The sequence below is a fragment of the Candidatus Vagococcus giribetii genome (assembly GCF_017316185.1).
In the GTDB taxonomy this organism is placed as follows: Bacteria; Bacillota; Bacilli; order Lactobacillales; family Vagococcaceae; genus Vagococcus; species Vagococcus giribetii.
Window position 1 is genome coordinate 71,939 of sequence record NZ_JAFLVX010000018.1, and the last position, 15,727, is coordinate 87,665.

Annotated in this window: 18 protein-coding genes and 1 riboswitch; of the genes, 15 read left to right on the top strand and 3 right to left on the bottom strand. The window is 33.4% G+C overall.

What is annotated here, in order from left to right; translation table 11 throughout:
• Positions 1 to 113 precede the first annotated feature (113 nt).
• The 5 genes from DOK76_RS06965 (at position 114) to fur (ending at position 3,897) form a co-directional block, all read left to right on the top strand.
• Positions 114 to 1,298 (top strand): MFS transporter, encoded by a 1,185-nt coding sequence (locus tag DOK76_RS06965; protein WP_206966174.1) that lies wholly within the window; start codon positions 114 to 116, stop codon positions 1,296 to 1,298.
• 38 nt (positions 1,299 to 1,336) lie between these two features.
• Complete coding sequence (locus tag DOK76_RS06970) at positions 1,337 to 2,053, top strand: AzlC family ABC transporter permease (protein WP_206966176.1); 717 nt, start codon at positions 1,337 to 1,339, stop codon at positions 2,051 to 2,053.
• Positions 2,040 to 2,375 carry an AzlD domain-containing protein gene (locus tag DOK76_RS06975; protein ID WP_242542238.1) on the top strand — a complete coding sequence of 112 codons (336 nt, stop codon included), beginning with the start codon at positions 2,040 to 2,042 and terminating at the stop codon, positions 2,373 to 2,375. Before DOK76_RS06970 ends, DOK76_RS06975 begins: the two co-directional genes overlap by 14 nt.
• Positions 2,376 to 2,468: 93 nt before the next feature.
• On the top strand, positions 2,469 to 3,329 hold the full coding sequence (locus DOK76_RS06980) for a CvfB family protein (RefSeq protein WP_206966179.1): 861 nt from the start codon (positions 2,469 to 2,471) through the stop codon (positions 3,327 to 3,329).
• Between the two features lie 118 nt (positions 3,330 to 3,447).
• On the top strand, positions 3,448 to 3,897 hold the full coding sequence (gene fur / locus DOK76_RS06985; RefSeq protein WP_206966181.1) for a ferric iron uptake transcriptional regulator: 450 nt from the start codon (positions 3,448 to 3,450) through the stop codon (positions 3,895 to 3,897).
• A gap of 8 nt (positions 3,898 to 3,905) precedes the next feature.
• Here the strand turns inward: fur and DOK76_RS06990 are convergent, their stop codons facing one another.
• Both DOK76_RS06990 and DOK76_RS06995 read right to left on the bottom strand, forming a co-directional pair.
• The gene (locus DOK76_RS06990) at positions 3,906 to 4,478 is read right to left on the bottom strand and encodes a DNA-3-methyladenine glycosylase I (RefSeq protein ID WP_206966183.1); all 573 of its coding nucleotides are present in this window, start codon (positions 4,476 to 4,478) and stop codon (positions 3,906 to 3,908) included.
• Positions 4,479 to 4,490: 12 nt separating this feature from the next.
• Positions 4,491 to 5,204 carry a hypothetical protein gene (locus DOK76_RS06995; RefSeq protein WP_206966185.1) on the bottom strand — a complete coding sequence of 238 codons (714 nt, stop codon included), beginning with the start codon at positions 5,202 to 5,204 and terminating at the stop codon, positions 4,491 to 4,493.
• 193 nt (positions 5,205 to 5,397) lie between these two features.
• Between DOK76_RS06995 and xerD the strand changes: the two genes are divergently transcribed.
• The 6 genes from xerD (at position 5,398) to DOK76_RS07025 (ending at position 11,414) form a co-directional block, all read left to right on the top strand.
• The gene (gene xerD / locus DOK76_RS07000; RefSeq protein ID WP_206966187.1) at positions 5,398 to 6,294 is read left to right on the top strand and encodes a site-specific tyrosine recombinase XerD; all 897 of its coding nucleotides are present in this window, start codon (positions 5,398 to 5,400) and stop codon (positions 6,292 to 6,294) included.
• Positions 6,295 to 6,314: 20 nt separating this feature from the next.
• Entirely contained in the window at positions 6,315 to 7,058 is a 744-nt protein-coding gene (locus DOK76_RS07005) for a segregation/condensation protein A (protein ID WP_206966189.1), read from the top strand.
• 15 nt (positions 7,059 to 7,073) lie between these two features.
• On the top strand, positions 7,074 to 7,676 hold the full coding sequence (scpB, locus tag DOK76_RS07010) for an SMC-Scp complex subunit ScpB (RefSeq protein ID WP_206966191.1): 603 nt from the start codon (positions 7,074 to 7,076) through the stop codon (positions 7,674 to 7,676).
• On the top strand, positions 7,677 to 8,396 hold the full coding sequence (locus DOK76_RS07015) for a pseudouridine synthase (RefSeq protein ID WP_206966193.1): 720 nt from the start codon (positions 7,677 to 7,679) through the stop codon (positions 8,394 to 8,396).
• Positions 8,397 to 8,455: 59 nt separating this feature from the next.
• Positions 8,456 to 8,582, top strand: a riboswitch (FMN riboswitch).
• Between the two features lie 129 nt (positions 8,583 to 8,711).
• Positions 8,712 to 9,281, top strand: coding sequence for an ECF transporter S component (locus DOK76_RS07020; RefSeq protein WP_206966195.1), 570 nt, complete (start codon positions 8,712 to 8,714; stop codon positions 9,279 to 9,281).
• A gap of 264 nt (positions 9,282 to 9,545) precedes the next feature.
• Positions 9,546 to 11,414 carry an acyltransferase family protein gene (locus DOK76_RS07025; protein ID WP_206966197.1) on the top strand — a complete coding sequence of 623 codons (1,869 nt, stop codon included), beginning with the start codon at positions 9,546 to 9,548 and terminating at the stop codon, positions 11,412 to 11,414.
• Positions 11,415 to 11,493: 79 nt separating this feature from the next.
• On the opposite strand, the gene DOK76_RS07030 is transcribed toward DOK76_RS07025, so the two are convergent.
• Positions 11,494 to 11,700 carry a ferredoxin gene (locus DOK76_RS07030; protein ID WP_206966199.1) on the bottom strand — a complete coding sequence of 69 codons (207 nt, stop codon included), beginning with the start codon at positions 11,698 to 11,700 and terminating at the stop codon, positions 11,494 to 11,496.
• A gap of 78 nt (positions 11,701 to 11,778) precedes the next feature.
• Between DOK76_RS07030 and DOK76_RS07035 the strand changes: the two genes are divergently transcribed.
• From DOK76_RS07035 to cmk, 4 genes are read left to right on the top strand one after another with little or no spacing between them, the layout of a single operon-like run.
• Positions 11,779 to 12,780 carry a helix-turn-helix domain-containing protein gene (locus tag DOK76_RS07035; protein WP_206966202.1) on the top strand — a complete coding sequence of 334 codons (1,002 nt, stop codon included), beginning with the start codon at positions 11,779 to 11,781 and terminating at the stop codon, positions 12,778 to 12,780.
• Positions 12,773 to 14,212 carry a RecQ family ATP-dependent DNA helicase gene (locus DOK76_RS07040; RefSeq protein WP_206966204.1) on the top strand — a complete coding sequence of 480 codons (1,440 nt, stop codon included), beginning with the start codon at positions 12,773 to 12,775 and terminating at the stop codon, positions 14,210 to 14,212. Before DOK76_RS07035 ends, DOK76_RS07040 begins: the two co-directional genes overlap by 8 nt.
• A gap of 59 nt (positions 14,213 to 14,271) precedes the next feature.
• Entirely contained in the window at positions 14,272 to 14,913 is a 642-nt protein-coding gene (locus tag DOK76_RS07045; RefSeq protein WP_206966206.1) for a LysM peptidoglycan-binding domain-containing protein, read from the top strand.
• A 53-nt stretch (positions 14,914 to 14,966) separates the two neighbouring features.
• Positions 14,967 to 15,638, top strand: coding sequence for a (d)CMP kinase (cmk, locus tag DOK76_RS07050; RefSeq protein WP_206966208.1), 672 nt, complete (start codon positions 14,967 to 14,969; stop codon positions 15,636 to 15,638).
• Positions 15,639 to 15,727 lie beyond the last annotated feature (89 nt).

The following is a 15,727-nucleotide window of genomic DNA, read 5'->3' on the forward strand; positions in this document are numbered from 1 at the left end:
CTTAGAAGAAAAGGGGGGATTTTCCCTCTTTTTCTTTTTTTAGATAAAAATAATAGCTTTTATCTATTGAAGTAGTGTAAACTAATCTGGATTGATCTAAAGGGAGGTAACATATGAAAAATAGAAATAGGATGCTCTATTTGGCAATAATGAACTTGTTCATTGTTTTTCTCGGGACAGGATTAGTTATTCCTGTTATGCCAATGTTACAAGAGTCAATGCATTTAACAGGTACAACAATGGGTTTGTTAGTGTCTGTCTTTGCTATTTTCCAATTAGTAGCGTCACCAATAACAGGTATTATTTCTGATAAATTTGGCCGAAAGAAACTAATCGCAATCGGTATGGCGATCTTTTCTATTTCAGAATTAATATTTGGTTTAGGACACACAGTTAGTTGGCTATACTTTTCAAGAGCTTTAGGTGGGATTGCAGCTGCACTTATTATGCCATCTGTTACAGCTTATGTAGCTGACGTTACAACAATTGAAGAAAGACCTAAGTCAATGGGCTTGGTTTCAGCAGCCATTAGTGGTGGCTTTATCATTGGACCTGGATTAGGTGGATTTATTGCTAATTTTGGAATGAGAGTTCCTTTTTTTGTGGCTTCATTTATTGGATTAGTAGGATGTATACTAGCCATTCTAATCTTAAAAGAGCCAGAGAAAAAAGTTGTTCATGGGCAATCCGTGGAGAAAGGCTCATTCATGGAAGTTATTAAAAATCCAGCCTTCACTTTTCCATTTGTAGTCATTTTGATTTCGTCATTTGGCTTACAAGCCTTTGAGTCAATATATAGCATTATGGCCGTTATAAATTTTGGCTTCTCAACAACAGAGATTGCCATGATTATCACAGTGAGTGGTTCCTTAGCTTTAGTATTCCAAATTGTTTTCTTTGATGGCATCATTAAATTACTCGGCGAGGTAGGACTAATTAGAATTTCCTTTTTCGCAAGCGCTATTTTTGTTGGTGTTATTGCTATTACAGAAAGCAACTGGGTTGTTATTCTATCGACTTTCATCGTTTTCTTAGCTTTTGACTTATTACGCCCAGCAATTACAACGTATTTATCTAAGCGAGCAGGAACTATGCAAGGAACAGTGAATGGCTTGAATTCAACATTTACTAGTTTTGGTAATATTTTTGGACCAATGGTAGCAGGATCATTATTTGATATTAATCATTTTTATCCTTACTATGTCTCTGCCATTATTTTACTGATTACTGCCTTTTTATCCCTTTTATGGAAGAAAGATGTTATAGTATCAGAAACAGTTTTACAAGAAGAAGGTTAATTCCTTCTTTTTTTATTATCTAGAAATGAGGGAGTTGTATGGAAAAGAGTTATACGAAAGGGTATGAAACCTTTAAAGAAGGAGTTATTGCCTGTATTCCAACTATTTTAGGCTATTTTGGAATCGGGATCGCTGCGGGAATTTTAGGGAAAAATGCTGGTTTATCTGTTTTTTCTATCGTGTTGATGGCGGGAATCATCTACGGTGGAAGTTCTCAATTTATTATTATTGGTATGTTAATGACGAACAGTCCGATTTCAGCTATTATTTTTACTACGTTTTTGGTAAATGCACGCCACTTTTTGATGAGTCTATCTGTTTCTGAGTATTTTAGAGACTTTTCAATGGGGAAATCAATTGGTATTGGCTCTCTTTTAACAGATGAATCATATGGTGTTTTAATGACACAAATCATGACAGGGAAACAAGTGTCCTTTAATTGGATTAACGGCTTGAACATTACAGCTTATGTGGTTTGGATTGCCTCTAACTTCCTAGGAGCGCTATTAGGAAACTTAATCCCTAATCCAGAACAATTAGGTTTAGATTTTGCTTTAGTAGCCATGTTTATTGGTTTAGTAGTACTGCAAATTCAAGGAGAATTAAAGGTAAGAAGAACGAAAACCTTACTAATTCTCTTAAGTGTGGTTATGAGTGTGTATGTGTTGTCTAACTTAATAAGTCTTGAAATTAGTGTCTTAATAGCAACATTAATTGGATGTGGAATCGGGGTGTTTTTAGATGATGCCAAGTAAGTTAGCGTTATTTCTTTTGATAATTGGTTGTGGTATTGTCACGTGGCTTCCTCGAATCATTCCTTTTATCTTGAGTAAAAAAATGAGCTTTTCACCTTTTTGGAAAAAATTCTTAACGTACATACCTATGTGTATCCTTACTGCTCTTTTAACACAGAGTTTAATCGTTGTAGAAAAAGGGGCACTTACTCAAATTAATACAGAGAATTTAGTTGTAGCTATTCCAACTATTATCGTGGCTTTTTTAACAAAGAGTCTTATGTGGACAGTCGTTTTTGGTATGCTAGGAATGACATTGGTACGGTACTTAGGTCTCTTTTAAAACCTAGAGTAGAAGAGCGTTTAAAAGCGATTAAAATGCTTTTTTTCTGTTTCTGATATGTTATACTAAATTGAATTTGAAAGGATGATTGAAATGAATGAATTACTAGGAAATGTTTGGCACGGTATGATTTTTGATGAAAATGATCATAGTTACTTTGTGCAAAAAAACGGAATAACCTTTCTATTGGATAAAGAAGAAGGGGAGCAAACTATTGGTAATATGGTAGAGGGCTTCGCTTACCAAAATCAAAAACAACAAAATCGTTTTACAACAACAATCCCAACTATTAGAAAAGGCCACCAAGGCTTTGCTGAAGTGATTGCGTCACGTAAAGATTTAGGGGTGTTTGTTGATATTGGTTTATCTGATAAGGAAATAGTTGTATCAATGGATGAATTGCCTGAAATGCGCCAATTATGGCCTAAAAAAGGGGATAAATTACTAGTTAGTTTAAAAACAGATGAAAAAGATCGTATTTGGGCGACATTAGCAGATGATGTTGACTTTTTAGCTATGTCAAAACCAGGTATTAAAGAAGAAATGCATAATAAAAATGTGACTGGAACAGTGTATCGCTTAAAATTAGTAGGTACATTTATGATCACGGAAGAAAATTATATTGGATTTATTCACCCGTCAGAGCGATTTGAAGAGCCTAGATTAGGGGAAGTAGTTAGTGGTCGCGTAATTGGTGTCCGTCCAGATGGTTTGCTTAATGTGTCGCTAAAACCAAGAGGCTACGAAGTTATCTCTTCAGATGCTCAAATGATTCTAACGTTTTTAGAGCGTTCTGAAGAAGGAAAGATTCCATTTTCAGATAAATCAACACCAGAAGAAATCAGTAACACTTTTGCTATTAGTAAAGGACAATTTAAACGTGCATTAGGTTCATTAATGAAAGAAAAATTAGTGACTCAAGAAGATGGTTGGACAATTTTAGTGAAAAAATAGTCTTTCTAATTGAGAATGATTGCATTTCTTATTTATATAAATTATAATCTATATACAGTGTTATTCAAGAACACATGAACCTAGATTATAATTATTATAAAAGGAGTGCTTTACTCCCATGGAGAACACAATTGATTCTTTAAAGAAAATTAAAAAGAAATTGCATGATGCTAGTTATAAGCTAACACCACAAAGGGAAACGACTGTTTTGGTCTTGTTAGAAAATGAGAAAGACCATCTATCTGCTGAGGAAATCTATATGCTAGCCAAACTAAAATCACCTGATATTGGATTAGCTACTGTTTACAGAACCTTAGAAATGTTAACAGAGTTAAAAATATTAGATAAAATTAGTTTTACCGACGGACTTGCGCGTTATGACATGCGTAAAGAAGGGGCAAAGCATTTCCATCACCATCTTCTTTGTTTGGAATGTGGGGATATTGAAGAAATCGAAGAGGATCTTCTATTAGATGTAGAAGAATTAGTTGAAGAGAGATTCTCGTTCCAAGTCAGTGATCACCGACTAACTTTCCACGGTGTTTGTAAAAAATGTCAAAAAAAATAAGCAGGGACTCAATGAGTCGCTGCTTTTTGGTATATTGGACATGTTTTTAAATGATCATTGACCATACCAATACTTTGCATAAAGGCATAAACAGTTGTCGGTCCTATAAATTTGAATCCTTTTTTCTTTAAATCTTTTGATATAGTCTCAGCGAGTGGTGTGAAATTTGGTACATCTTTAAGGAGTTGATAATCCCCTTGAATAGGCTTGTGATTAACGTAAGACCAAATAAAGTCATCAAAACTACCGTATTCTTTTTGAATCTCTAAAAATGCTTTAGCATTTGAAACAGTTGCTTTTATTTTTAATTTATTACGGATAATACGTTCATCTAATTGAAGAGCGGCTAATTTGTCGTCTGAGTAATGTTGAATAAGATGCGGATCAAAGTCGTCAAAGGCAGCTTTCATGCCTTCTCGTTTGGCTAAAATGGTTGTCCAGCTTAAACCTGCTTGCATGGTTTCTAGAATAAGCATTTCAAATAGAAGCGTGTCATCATGTAAAGGGAATCCCCAATGTGTATCGTGATACTCTAATTCTAAGTCGCTTCGGTATGCCCATGGGCATTTTGTTTTTTCCAAGTAACTCACTCCTTAATGTGCTTGATATAAGTCATTAAAATGATAACGATCAATATAAACAGTTGGGTTAACAATGTAGTCTGTTTTATCAAAGTAAATTAATTGCTCACTGACAAGACCATTAACTAACTCGTATTCAATAGGTATCTGAGCTTGAATCGAAAAAGCTTTATCCTCTCCAAGAAAGTTAACAGTTGCTAATGCGATTGGTTTTAGTGGTTGTTGTTCGTAAAAACAAGTGATGTTTTTTTTGACTTCAGATGTTTGTTTATCATAAAAATCAATGGCTTGTGTTGCTAAGGATTGATTTTCTAGTATTAAGTTGATTTTTCGTGACGATAAAGGTTGTAGCTTGATTAATTCAAATTCTTGATTTAATAAGCGTTTAGCTTTAGCATCTTTTGAAAAAAAGTTTTGAGTGGCTAACTCAGATAGATGTTCATCTACTTCTTGACATAACAAGTCTTCATTTTGTTTGATTGATTTACTAATTGAGTGGTAAACAGGGAGACAAATAATGAAGAAACTGAAGAAAAAGATAATCAAAAAATACATAAAAAAAGCCCACCATGGATTTTTAAAGTGAATCGTACTAAACATGGCTAAGACAAAAACAATTGGCACATCAATAGCAATTGCCATTTTAAAGAGTAGTTTTTTTTCTTCATAATAATCAGCTAATCTTTTATAATAATTGTCGTTATTTACATTGATTAATTCAAACAAATGAAGGTTCTCATAATCCTTCAGATTTGGTAACAAGTTGTCTCACACCCTTTATTTTGGCAATATATCTATTGTATATTCTCTATAAAAAAAAGTCCATCGGAAAAATTAAAAATAAAGAAACTTGAATGAATAAAGATAGTATTCATTTATAAAAACTGATAGAATGAAAAGGCTAAGCGAGGTGCGTTGTATGAAGAGTGATTTAGAAGATTACTTACATTTTTTAAAAATTGAGCGTGGACTATCAGAAAATACCATTAAAAGCTATCACCGAGATTTGACTCGTTATTTTAGTTTCTTAGAGTCTCGTGACATAACACAGTGGGATAAGATTGACCGCTATATCGTTTTGGATTTTTTAGAGGAGCTAAGAGAAGAAGGTAAATCCTCTACAACAATCATTCGAATGGTATCATCTTTACGAAAATTCCATCAATTTTTAAGACAAGAAAGAAAAACAGATAATGATCCGATGCAGTACATTGATACGCCTAAAAAAGCGCAGAAATTACCTAAAACTCTTTCCATTAAAGAAGTGGAAAAAATAATTGAAGCCCCAGATACTAGTGATGTATTAGGTATTAGAGACCGGGCCATTTTAGAAGTCATGTATGCAACTGGTTTACGGGTAACTGAATTGATTTCTCTTAAGCTAGATGATTTGCACTTATCATTAGGCTTACTGCAGACATTAGGTAAAGGGGATAAAGAGAGAATTATTCCATTGGGAGATGTAGCTATCAAGTGGTTAGAAATCTATCTAGAAAATTCACGTCAAGAGTTGTTATATAAGAATAAAAAAGAAAAGCCAACGATTTTATTTTTAAACTATAAAGGAGAAGGTTTTTCTCGTCAGGGAATATGGAAAAATTTAAAAGTGTATGTCACAGAAGCAGGTATCGAAAAAGATGTCACGCCTCATACACTTAGACATAGTTTTGCCACACATTTACTTGAAAATGGAGCAGATTTGAGAGTAGTTCAAGAATTGTTAGGTCATGCTGATATTTCTACGACTCAAATTTATACTCATATTAGTAAGAATCGAATGGCAGATGTCTACAAAGCCCATTTCCCAAGAGCATAGAATAAGGAATGAGCAGCTTAATGAAAGAATTAAATGTAAAATTAGAAATTTTTGAAGGCCCACTTGATTTACTCCTTCACTTAATTAAGACTTTAGAGATTGATATTTATGATATTCCTATTTCAGAAATCACTGAACAATATATGTACTACATTCGTTCAATGAAAGAGCTAGATCTAGAATTAGCAGGGGAATACATTGTTATGGCAGCTACATTAATGTCGATTAAAAGTAAGACCCTATTACCAAAAGTTGAGGTTGAGTATAACGATAGTGACTACGAAGAAGAAAATGATCCAAGAGAGCAATTAGTTGCTCAGTTATTGGAGTATCGTAAGTTTAAATACGCAGCTGGTGTCCTTAAAGAAAAAGAAACAGAACGTGGTAAGTATTACACGAAAGAGGCAACTAATTTAGATGAGTATAGAGATTCAATTGAACCACTTGCTCCAAATCAAGTGACAACCATTGATTTGTTTCTTGCATTCAGTGATGTCCTTAATAGAAGACAAGAACTCATGCCAAGGGAAACTAGTATCATTTCAGAAGAATTTAGTATTGAAGACAAGATATCTGAAATATTAGGTAGATTAACGCCTTTAGCTACAAAGCAAGGCCTGTCTTTTAATTCACTTTTTTACGTATTTACTCGTAATGAAATCGTGACAACCTTTATGGCATTACTAGAGCTGATTAAATCTGGAGAAATTGTTGCTAAACAAGCGACATCAATCGATCCAATTGTGTTGTACAAGAAATACTAAGTAAAGAGGGTTATTATGGAAATTAGCAGTAAAATCGAAGCCCTGTTATTTGTTGCAGGAAACGAAGGATTATCTTTAACGGAAATAGGACATATGCTTCATCTGCCAACAGGAACAGTCTATGATTTGTTGATGGATTTGAAAAAGGACTATGAGGAATCAGCAACAAGTTCTCTAACAATTCTTGAAGTTGGAGAAAGTTTTATGCTGAGTACCAAAAAAGAATTTGCGCCGTTATTAGAGCAATACGCCCGCTCATCAGTTAATCAATCACTTTCTCAAGCTGCGTTAGAGTGTTTATCTATTGTTGCCTACAAACAACCGATTACGCGAGTTGAAATCGAAGATTTAAGAGGTGTGCAATCTTCTGGTTCTGTGCAAAAGCTAGTCTCAAGACATTTGATTGAAGAAAAATCACGTGTAGACGGTCCAGGTAGAGCTATTCTTTACGGTACAACATCTTATTTTTTAGACTACTTTGGTTTAAAAGATGTTTCAGAATTGCCACCAATCGATGAGTTAGAAATTGATGCTGAAAAAGAAATACCAAATGATTTGTTTTTTGATCGCTTCAAAGAACAATTTGACAAAATAGAAGAGGAACAAGGAGAAGTTTAAATGGAAAGATTACAAAAAGTTATGGCTCATTGCGGAGTCGCTTCAAGACGAAAGTCAGAACAATTAATCATTGATGGTCGTGTGACTGTTAATGGAAAAAGAATTACGGAATTAGGATATAAAGTTGGAAATAAGGATCAAATCGAAGTAGATGGGGTTCCTGTCTATCAAGAAGAACCTGTTTATTTTGCCTTTTATAAACCACGTGGTGTGATTTCAGCTGTTAGTGATGATAAAAATAGAAAAGTGGTAACAGATTTCTTCCACGGTGTATCAGAGCGTATCTTCCCAGTGGGACGTCTAGATTATGATACATCTGGTCTAATTATTATGACGAATGATGGTGAATTTGCTAATGCTTTAACCCATCCAAAGCATGAAGTCAATAAAACTTACGTAGCAAAAATTAAAGGAACACCTACAAATGATGAGTTAAGACCATTGGCTCGTGGTGTTAAAATTGATGGCAGAAAAACTGCTCCTGCTCGTTTTAAAGTCCTTTCAAGTGATCGCACAAAAAATACGAGTATTGTTGAATTAATTATTCATGAAGGACGTAATCATCAAGTTAAGAAAATGTTTGAGGCTGTTGGTTTTCCTGTAATCAAATTAAAAAGAGAAAAAATCGGTCAACTAGATTTAATCGGATTAAGTTCTGGTAAGTACCGTGAGTTAAGCAAAAAAGAAGTTAGTCAATTGTTAGTCGAAGCTAAGGGATAAAAAAACTTGAAAAACTTTTTCACTGATGTATAATTGAGTTGTAAAAAAAAATAAAAAAAGGTCGTCTTCACGGGCAGGGTGTAATTCCCGACCGGTGGTAATAGTCCACGAGCTGAGTAGCAATACTTGGCCGAACTGGTGTAATTCCAGTACCGACAGTTAGAGTCTGGAGTAAAGAAGATAGGGCTTATTTGAGAATAATATCAGATAATGCACTGTTTCTTTGTCATGCTCTTTTGGAGGTATGATGTAAGAGGCAGTTTTTTATTTATTCTTAAACATGTCTGAAGATGGTCCTAATAGGAGGATTTTCTCATGAGAAAAAGAAAAACAGAAAAAATGGTTGTCACAGCGTTACTTGCGTCGTTTTCGTACTTATTGTTATTTTTAGAAATACCAATTTTACCGACGTTCGGTTGGCTAAAACTCGATTTTAGCGATATTCCTATATTGATTGGTTCATTTATTCTTGGACCCTTAGCAGGAATTACCATTGCATTTATCAGATCACTGCTTAATTTTATGATGAGTGGTGGCGATGTTTTAAGCTTAATTGGTAACGCAACAGGCTTTATCGCATCAGTTATCTTTATGCTACCAATCTATTTTATGGTTAAAAAAGAAAATACGAATAAAAACTTGTTTATGGGGATGATTATTAGTTCCATTTCATTGATTGTCTTTATGTCTATAGCGAACTACTTTGTTATAACCCCGCTCTATATATCTATTTTAGGAATGGACTTTGGTATGCCAATAGCCAAAATGGTGTTGTACGGTATTGTGCCATTTAATATTATAAAAAGTATCGCAGTTAGTATAGTATTCTATGTGTCATACAAAAAATTGGTACCTAGTATTGAGAAAAAAATGAGTTTAGTGTAATACATATTAGAAAAAGACGTCTTTCAACAAGAAGACGTCTTTTTTTGTTACAAACTATTTCTCGTAAAAGTGTTTTTGTAATATAAATGACATAAAAATAACTTGTATTATTAATTTTAACAAATTTTATGGTCAAAGTTCACAAAAAATTCACATTTATCGTGTTAAATAAGTAATATAGTAATGTTTTTGTAACATTAGATGAAATTTTTGTAAAAATAAATTAATATATGACATGTATTTTATGATAAATGAGGTTTTTATATGGACAATAAAAGAAAGTATATAACAGGGATAGATGGTCTGCGTTCTATTGCTGTAGTTGGTGTTATTTTATATCATTTAACTCCTAGGATTATGCCAGGAGGTTTTTTAGGTGTTACGTTTTTCTTTGTTATTTCAGGCTATTTAATGACTGATATTATCCTGAGTGAGTGGAATAGGCGGAAGAAAATAAGTTTGAAGCAATTCTACTATAAAAGAGCCAAGCGGATATATCCATCTCTGATAATAATGTTTGTTGTATCAGGTAGTGCCTTCTTATTATTGTCAAAAGATTTACTAATCAACTTTAAGCAAATTGTTTCGAGTAGTTTACTTAACGTTAACAACTTTTGGCAAATGTTAAATGGCTCCTCCTATTTTGATCGTTTTGGTAATGAATCTGCATTTACTCATCTTTGGTCTTTATCCATTGAGGGACAATTTTATATTATTTGGCCTATTTTAGTTGCCTTTTTACTTTATAAGCAAGATGATTACAAAAGACTAAAAACTTTTGTACTTGTTAGTGGGGGATTATCCAGTGTGTTGATGATTGCTTTTTATAATCCTAATGCACTAGACCGTATTTATTATGGGACTGACACACGTATTTTTTCCATTTTAATTGGGGCTTACTTAGCTATTTATTTGAAAGAACATGGAGAAAGATTAGCAAACATCAGTCGAAATTGGCAAATGACGGCGTTAGTGACTTCTGTTATTAGTATGATTTTATGTTTTATTTTTATCAGTGATAACCAATCCTTTGTTTACCAAGGAGGAATGCTAATTTTTAGTTTGATTAGTATGGTCTTACTTGGAACTATTATCACATCAGAAACAAGCAATAGCTTATTAACTAATCCAATTTTTAAATGGATTGGCACAAGAAGTTATGAAATCTATTTATGGCAATTCCCTGTAATGATTACTTACGAAAAAATAATTAAATGGGATGGGACTAATAGTTTTTATCATTTACTCATTCAAATTATCTTAATACTAGGCTTATCTGAATTAACATATCGTTTAGTTAAGTATTTAGTTTCTCATGTGAAGTTCAGTAAAGAATGGCTACAAGAAACCGTACAAACTCATAAAGGTAAAGTCAGTGTAGCTGTTTGTCTACTTTTTGCAGGCACATTCATTACCAGTTTAGCGATTGCTCCTAGTGGACGTAGTTCTGCTAGTGTGGAATTGGAAGAAAAATTAAAGAAAAATCAAGAGATTATTGCTAGTAAAGAAACAACACCTTCAACAACTGATTCTAAAACAAAAGAAAGTAGTACAAAAGAATCCACTACAACATCAAGTTCTAGTGAAGCAGATGTCAAAAAAGAAGAGGCAGCTAATCAATTAGTTGAATTATCAACTAAAGAAAAAGACTACTTAAAGGGAATAAATTTAAGCGCGATTGGTGATTCTTTACTTTTAAGTGCTGCGCCTGAAGTCAAAGAGATTTTTCCAAAAAGTACGATTGATGCAGAGGTTGGTCGCCAATTGATGGATAGTGAACCTATCTTTAAAAAAGCTAGTGATGACAAAAAACTAGGCGATGTGGTGTTGGTTGTTCTGGGGACAAATGGTAGTTTCACAACTAAAGAAATGGAAGATATTTTAGCACATATGCCAGATAAAGAGATTTTCTTTGTCAATACAATGGTCCAACGACCTTGGCAAAAAGCGGTGAACGATGAACTCGTTAAAACAGAGAAAAATCATAAAAATACTCATGTCATTGATTGGAAAACTCATTCAGATGGACATCGTGATTGGTTTGATGTAGATGATGTTCATTTAACACCTGACGGGGCACAACAATTTTCTGCTTATATTGGGAAAGAGATTTACAATCAGTTAAATAAATAAAAAAATCCTTATCTTTATAGAAGGCTCACTTGATACATAAACAAGGTATTATCAGTGAGGCTCTCTAAAAGATAAGGGTTTATTTTTTTAGTTCAATGGCACGTGTGGGACAGGCTCTGTAGGCTTCTAGTAAATCAGTGGGTAAATCATCTGAAACAAGAAACTCTTTTTCTTCAGAATCAACTAATTTAACGATCCCATCATCGTAATAATCAAATATTTCAGGGGCTTTGATTTGGCAAAGTCCACATGCAATACATTTTTTTGGTATAATTTTACATAGCATCAATAAAACTCCTAACTGAGGTGACTTATGACTTTTTTTCATTACTTCATTCTTTCTTGCTTTAACAGTAAAAAAGCAATGAGGACAACCACATTATATCACTTATTAAAAGGGAAAAGAACCTCCTCTATCTTATCCTATAGCTATTTCTATGAGGTACTACCTTTTTTTAGTCTATTTCCTAAATTAAACGAAACTCAATATAATCAGGTCATTAGTTCTCTAATTAATGAGAACTATTTAATTCAAACAGAGCCAAACTATGTGGAAATAAGCTCAACAGGGATTAATGCCCTAGAGAATATAACTCTGCCAGAAATTGCTAATTTAAATCAATTAGCTTATTACAAATGGGACATGGCCTTTTTTGAGCGTGTTGTTTTTACAACGCAAGTGTTATCAGAAAAAGCCTATAGTAATTCCCATTATTTACCCATTGAAACCAATCTCTTTCGCCAACAACGTTTGAAGCAGTGGTTAAATAAACAAAGTGAGTCTGTTGCGATGGCTTTTTATAAAGAGTGGGATGCATTAATCAATTCCCTACCACAACCTTCTCATGAGCTTATTTTAGGTCAATTGGTTGGTAACAATCATAGGGGAAGAACGCTTCAACAATTGGCTGATAGTTATGAGGAAGACGTCATTTTTACGTATGTTGAGTTTAAAAATTACTGGCATGCATTAATCACGCTAGTGCTTGAAGCTACAGGTGAATTTCCTCTGTTCAACTCACTAATCAATGAAGAACGTTTATTAGTAAAAGAAGATAGTTACAAACAATCTGCTGACTTGTTTCATCAAGGTTATGATGTTGACGGGATAAGTCGAATCAGACAATTAAAGAATAGTACTGTTACGGATCATCTTATTGAGGAGTTTATCGTGACTCACGAATTAGCCAATATCCCTGATTTTTCTGAAGAAGTCAGGAATGGTCTGAATCAATTATTGAGTCAAAAGTCTGAATATGTGAGATGGTCCTATAAAGAAGCTACGGAGTTCGTTCCTTCTTTAAGTTTTTATGAATTTAAATTTTATCAATTCTATTTAGTAGAGAAGGAGAGAGCTAATGACTGATTTGCATGATATTTTAAAGCGTCAATTTAACTTTTCTTCTTTTAAAGAAGGGCAAGAAGAAACAATAGAGTCCCTTCTATCTGGTCACGATACCTTTACTGTATTGCCTACTGGGACAGGGAAATCCTTATGCTATCAACTGCCTAGTTACTTATTAGATGGTCAAACATTAATTGTGTCACCTTTAATTTCTTTGATGGAAGATCAAGTCAGCCAATTAAGAAAAATGGGAGAACGATCCGTTGTTGCTATTAATTCAACCCTTGATTTTTCTTCAAAACAGTATGTGTTAACTCATTTATCTGCCTTTAAATTTATCTTTATTAGTCCAGAAACATTGACTCAAGAAGACGTCTTAAATCGAGTGAAGCAACTACGTATTTCACTTTTTGTAATTGATGAAGCTCATTGTATTTCTGAATGGGGCCATGATTTTAGACCAAGTTATCTAGCGTTAAAAGACACGTTAAAAAAATTAGGACACCCTTTAACATTAGCACTCACAGCAACGGCAACTAGCACAGTCAAAGAAGACATCAAGAAGGAACTGTTTACACAAAAACCAGTCAATGAGTTTATTTATTCTGTTAATCGCCCTAATATTTTTTACCAAGTTCAATATTGTGAGGATAAGACTGATTATCTATTGGATTTTCTATCAAAGAATGAGTTACCAGGGATTATTTATTTTTCTAGTAAAAAAGAGACTGAAAGAGTGGCTCATTTATTAAATGCAAGTCTACCTGTTAATGTCGCTGTCTACCATGGTGATGTCTCACCCAGTGATCGTATTAGGATTCAACAACAGTTTATACACGATGAAATTAGAATTTTATGTGCCACAAGTGCTTTTGGCATGGGAGTCAATAAAGAAAATATTCGTTTTGTTATTCATTATCATTTACCTGATAGTTTAGAAAATTACGTTCAAGAATCTGGTCGAGCAGGTAGAGATGGTAAGCAAAGTCTATCTCTTATTTTATATCAATCAGGTGATGAGCGAATTCATCGTTTTTTACAGGAAGATAGTTTTAATCAAAAAAAGGATTTATTATTTTTTAAAGATAAAACTCAAGAAGAAATGAAGCAATACAACCGAGTACTAACAGATACACAACAAAAATGGCTTGTCCAACTGGAGAAAAGTGATTGGGATTGGGAATTATTTGAACAGAATATTCGAGTCAAACAATTCGAAAAAAGCAACAAAATGAACTCTATGACAGACTTTGTTAATAGTGATTTTTGCTTAAGACAATTCATCATGAACTATTTTAGTCACGAGTTTATTTCTGTTAAACAAGAGCCTTGTTGCAGTATTTGTCAGCCAGAAGGAACTGTCCTAGAGGAAGAAATTATAAGTGAGACAAATGAACAAGCAGTGTTTGATGGTCCAAAACTATTAAAAAAGCTATTTTTAACTAATTTTTAAAGCTTTATCAAATATTTTGTGATAGAATAAATTCAGAAGTTTTTGAGGAGGTATATTTAGTGAGCAGAAAAGACAAAGATCAATTAAACGAGCAAGAGCCATGGGATCAACCAATATATGAAGATCAAGCAGAAAATGAAGAAGGCGATTTCTCAAGAGCAGACAAACGATACAAAGAGGAAGGTAAAAACTGGTATGTTATCATTCTAGTTATTTTATTATTCTTGATTGTATTAGTTCCTGTATCAGCTATTCTTTATTTAAACATGGGAAATAAAATGAATGAAGGAACAGCTAAACAAGATAAAATTGTGGTTGAAAGTAGTTCAACTGAAAAAGCAACTAAATCTTCATCTAAAGAAAAAACAACTACTTCTTCAAGCAAAACAGGTGATTCATCATCTTCAAGTAGCAGTAGTTCATCAACATCAGCATCATCTTCAAGTAGCTCAACAACATCTTCAACGTTTAAAGATGTAGAAGTAAGCCCAGAAGAAGCTCAAAATCAACAAAATAATACACAACAAAACAATGCAACTAATCCAGCAGGTGGTTCTGCCGTTACTTTCGGTGAAGGCGACAACATCAGTGTTTGGAGAATTGCTCAAAACAATGGCATTACTGAAGAACAAATTTATCAGTTGAATCCAGGTTTGACATCACAAAATATTCAACCAGGTCAACAAATTAGAATCAAATAAAAAAAGTCGTCCTATGGCGACTTTTTAATTTATAAATAAAGGTGTTATTAAAGATGAAAAAAACGGTTCAAATTGCAATTGATGGTCCAGCTTCAGCTGGGAAAAGTACAGTAGCTAAAATTTTAGCTAAGAAAAATGGTTTTATTTATTGTGACACAGGCGCAATGTATCGCGCTATAACATTGGCAGCTTTAGAAAACAATGTAGATATGGATTCAGAAGAAGCTCTAACAAGCTTACTAAAACGTCTGACAATTGATTTTTCTCAAGAAGAAGATGGTCAACATGTTTTCTTAAATGAAAAAGATGTCACAAATGAGATTAGAACAAACGATGTGACAAATTCTGTTTCAAAAGTTTCAGCTTATAAATCTATTCGGGAAGAAATGGTTCACAGACAACAAGTTATTGCAGAGTCTAGTTCAATTGTTATGGATGGACGAGATATTGGTACAGTTGTCTTACCTAAAGCTGATTTAAAAATTTTCTTAGTGGCAAGCGTTATTGAACGAGCTGAACGTCGCTATAAAGAGAATATAGCTAAAGGCATTGAAACTGATTTTGATGTGTTGAAACAAGAAATTGCTGATCGCGATCATTATGACTCAAATAGAAAAAATTCACCTTTGGTTCAGGCTGAAGATGCGATTTTAGTCGACACAACTGGTTTAAACATAGAAGAAGTTGTAGAAAGTATCGAAAAACACATGAAAACACTTTTTTAATGCGTGAAAAAAACATTTTACTCTAGTAAAGTGTTTTTATTTTAGGTAGAATAGAGATAAGCATTACAAGATGAAGAATTGTTGTTGAG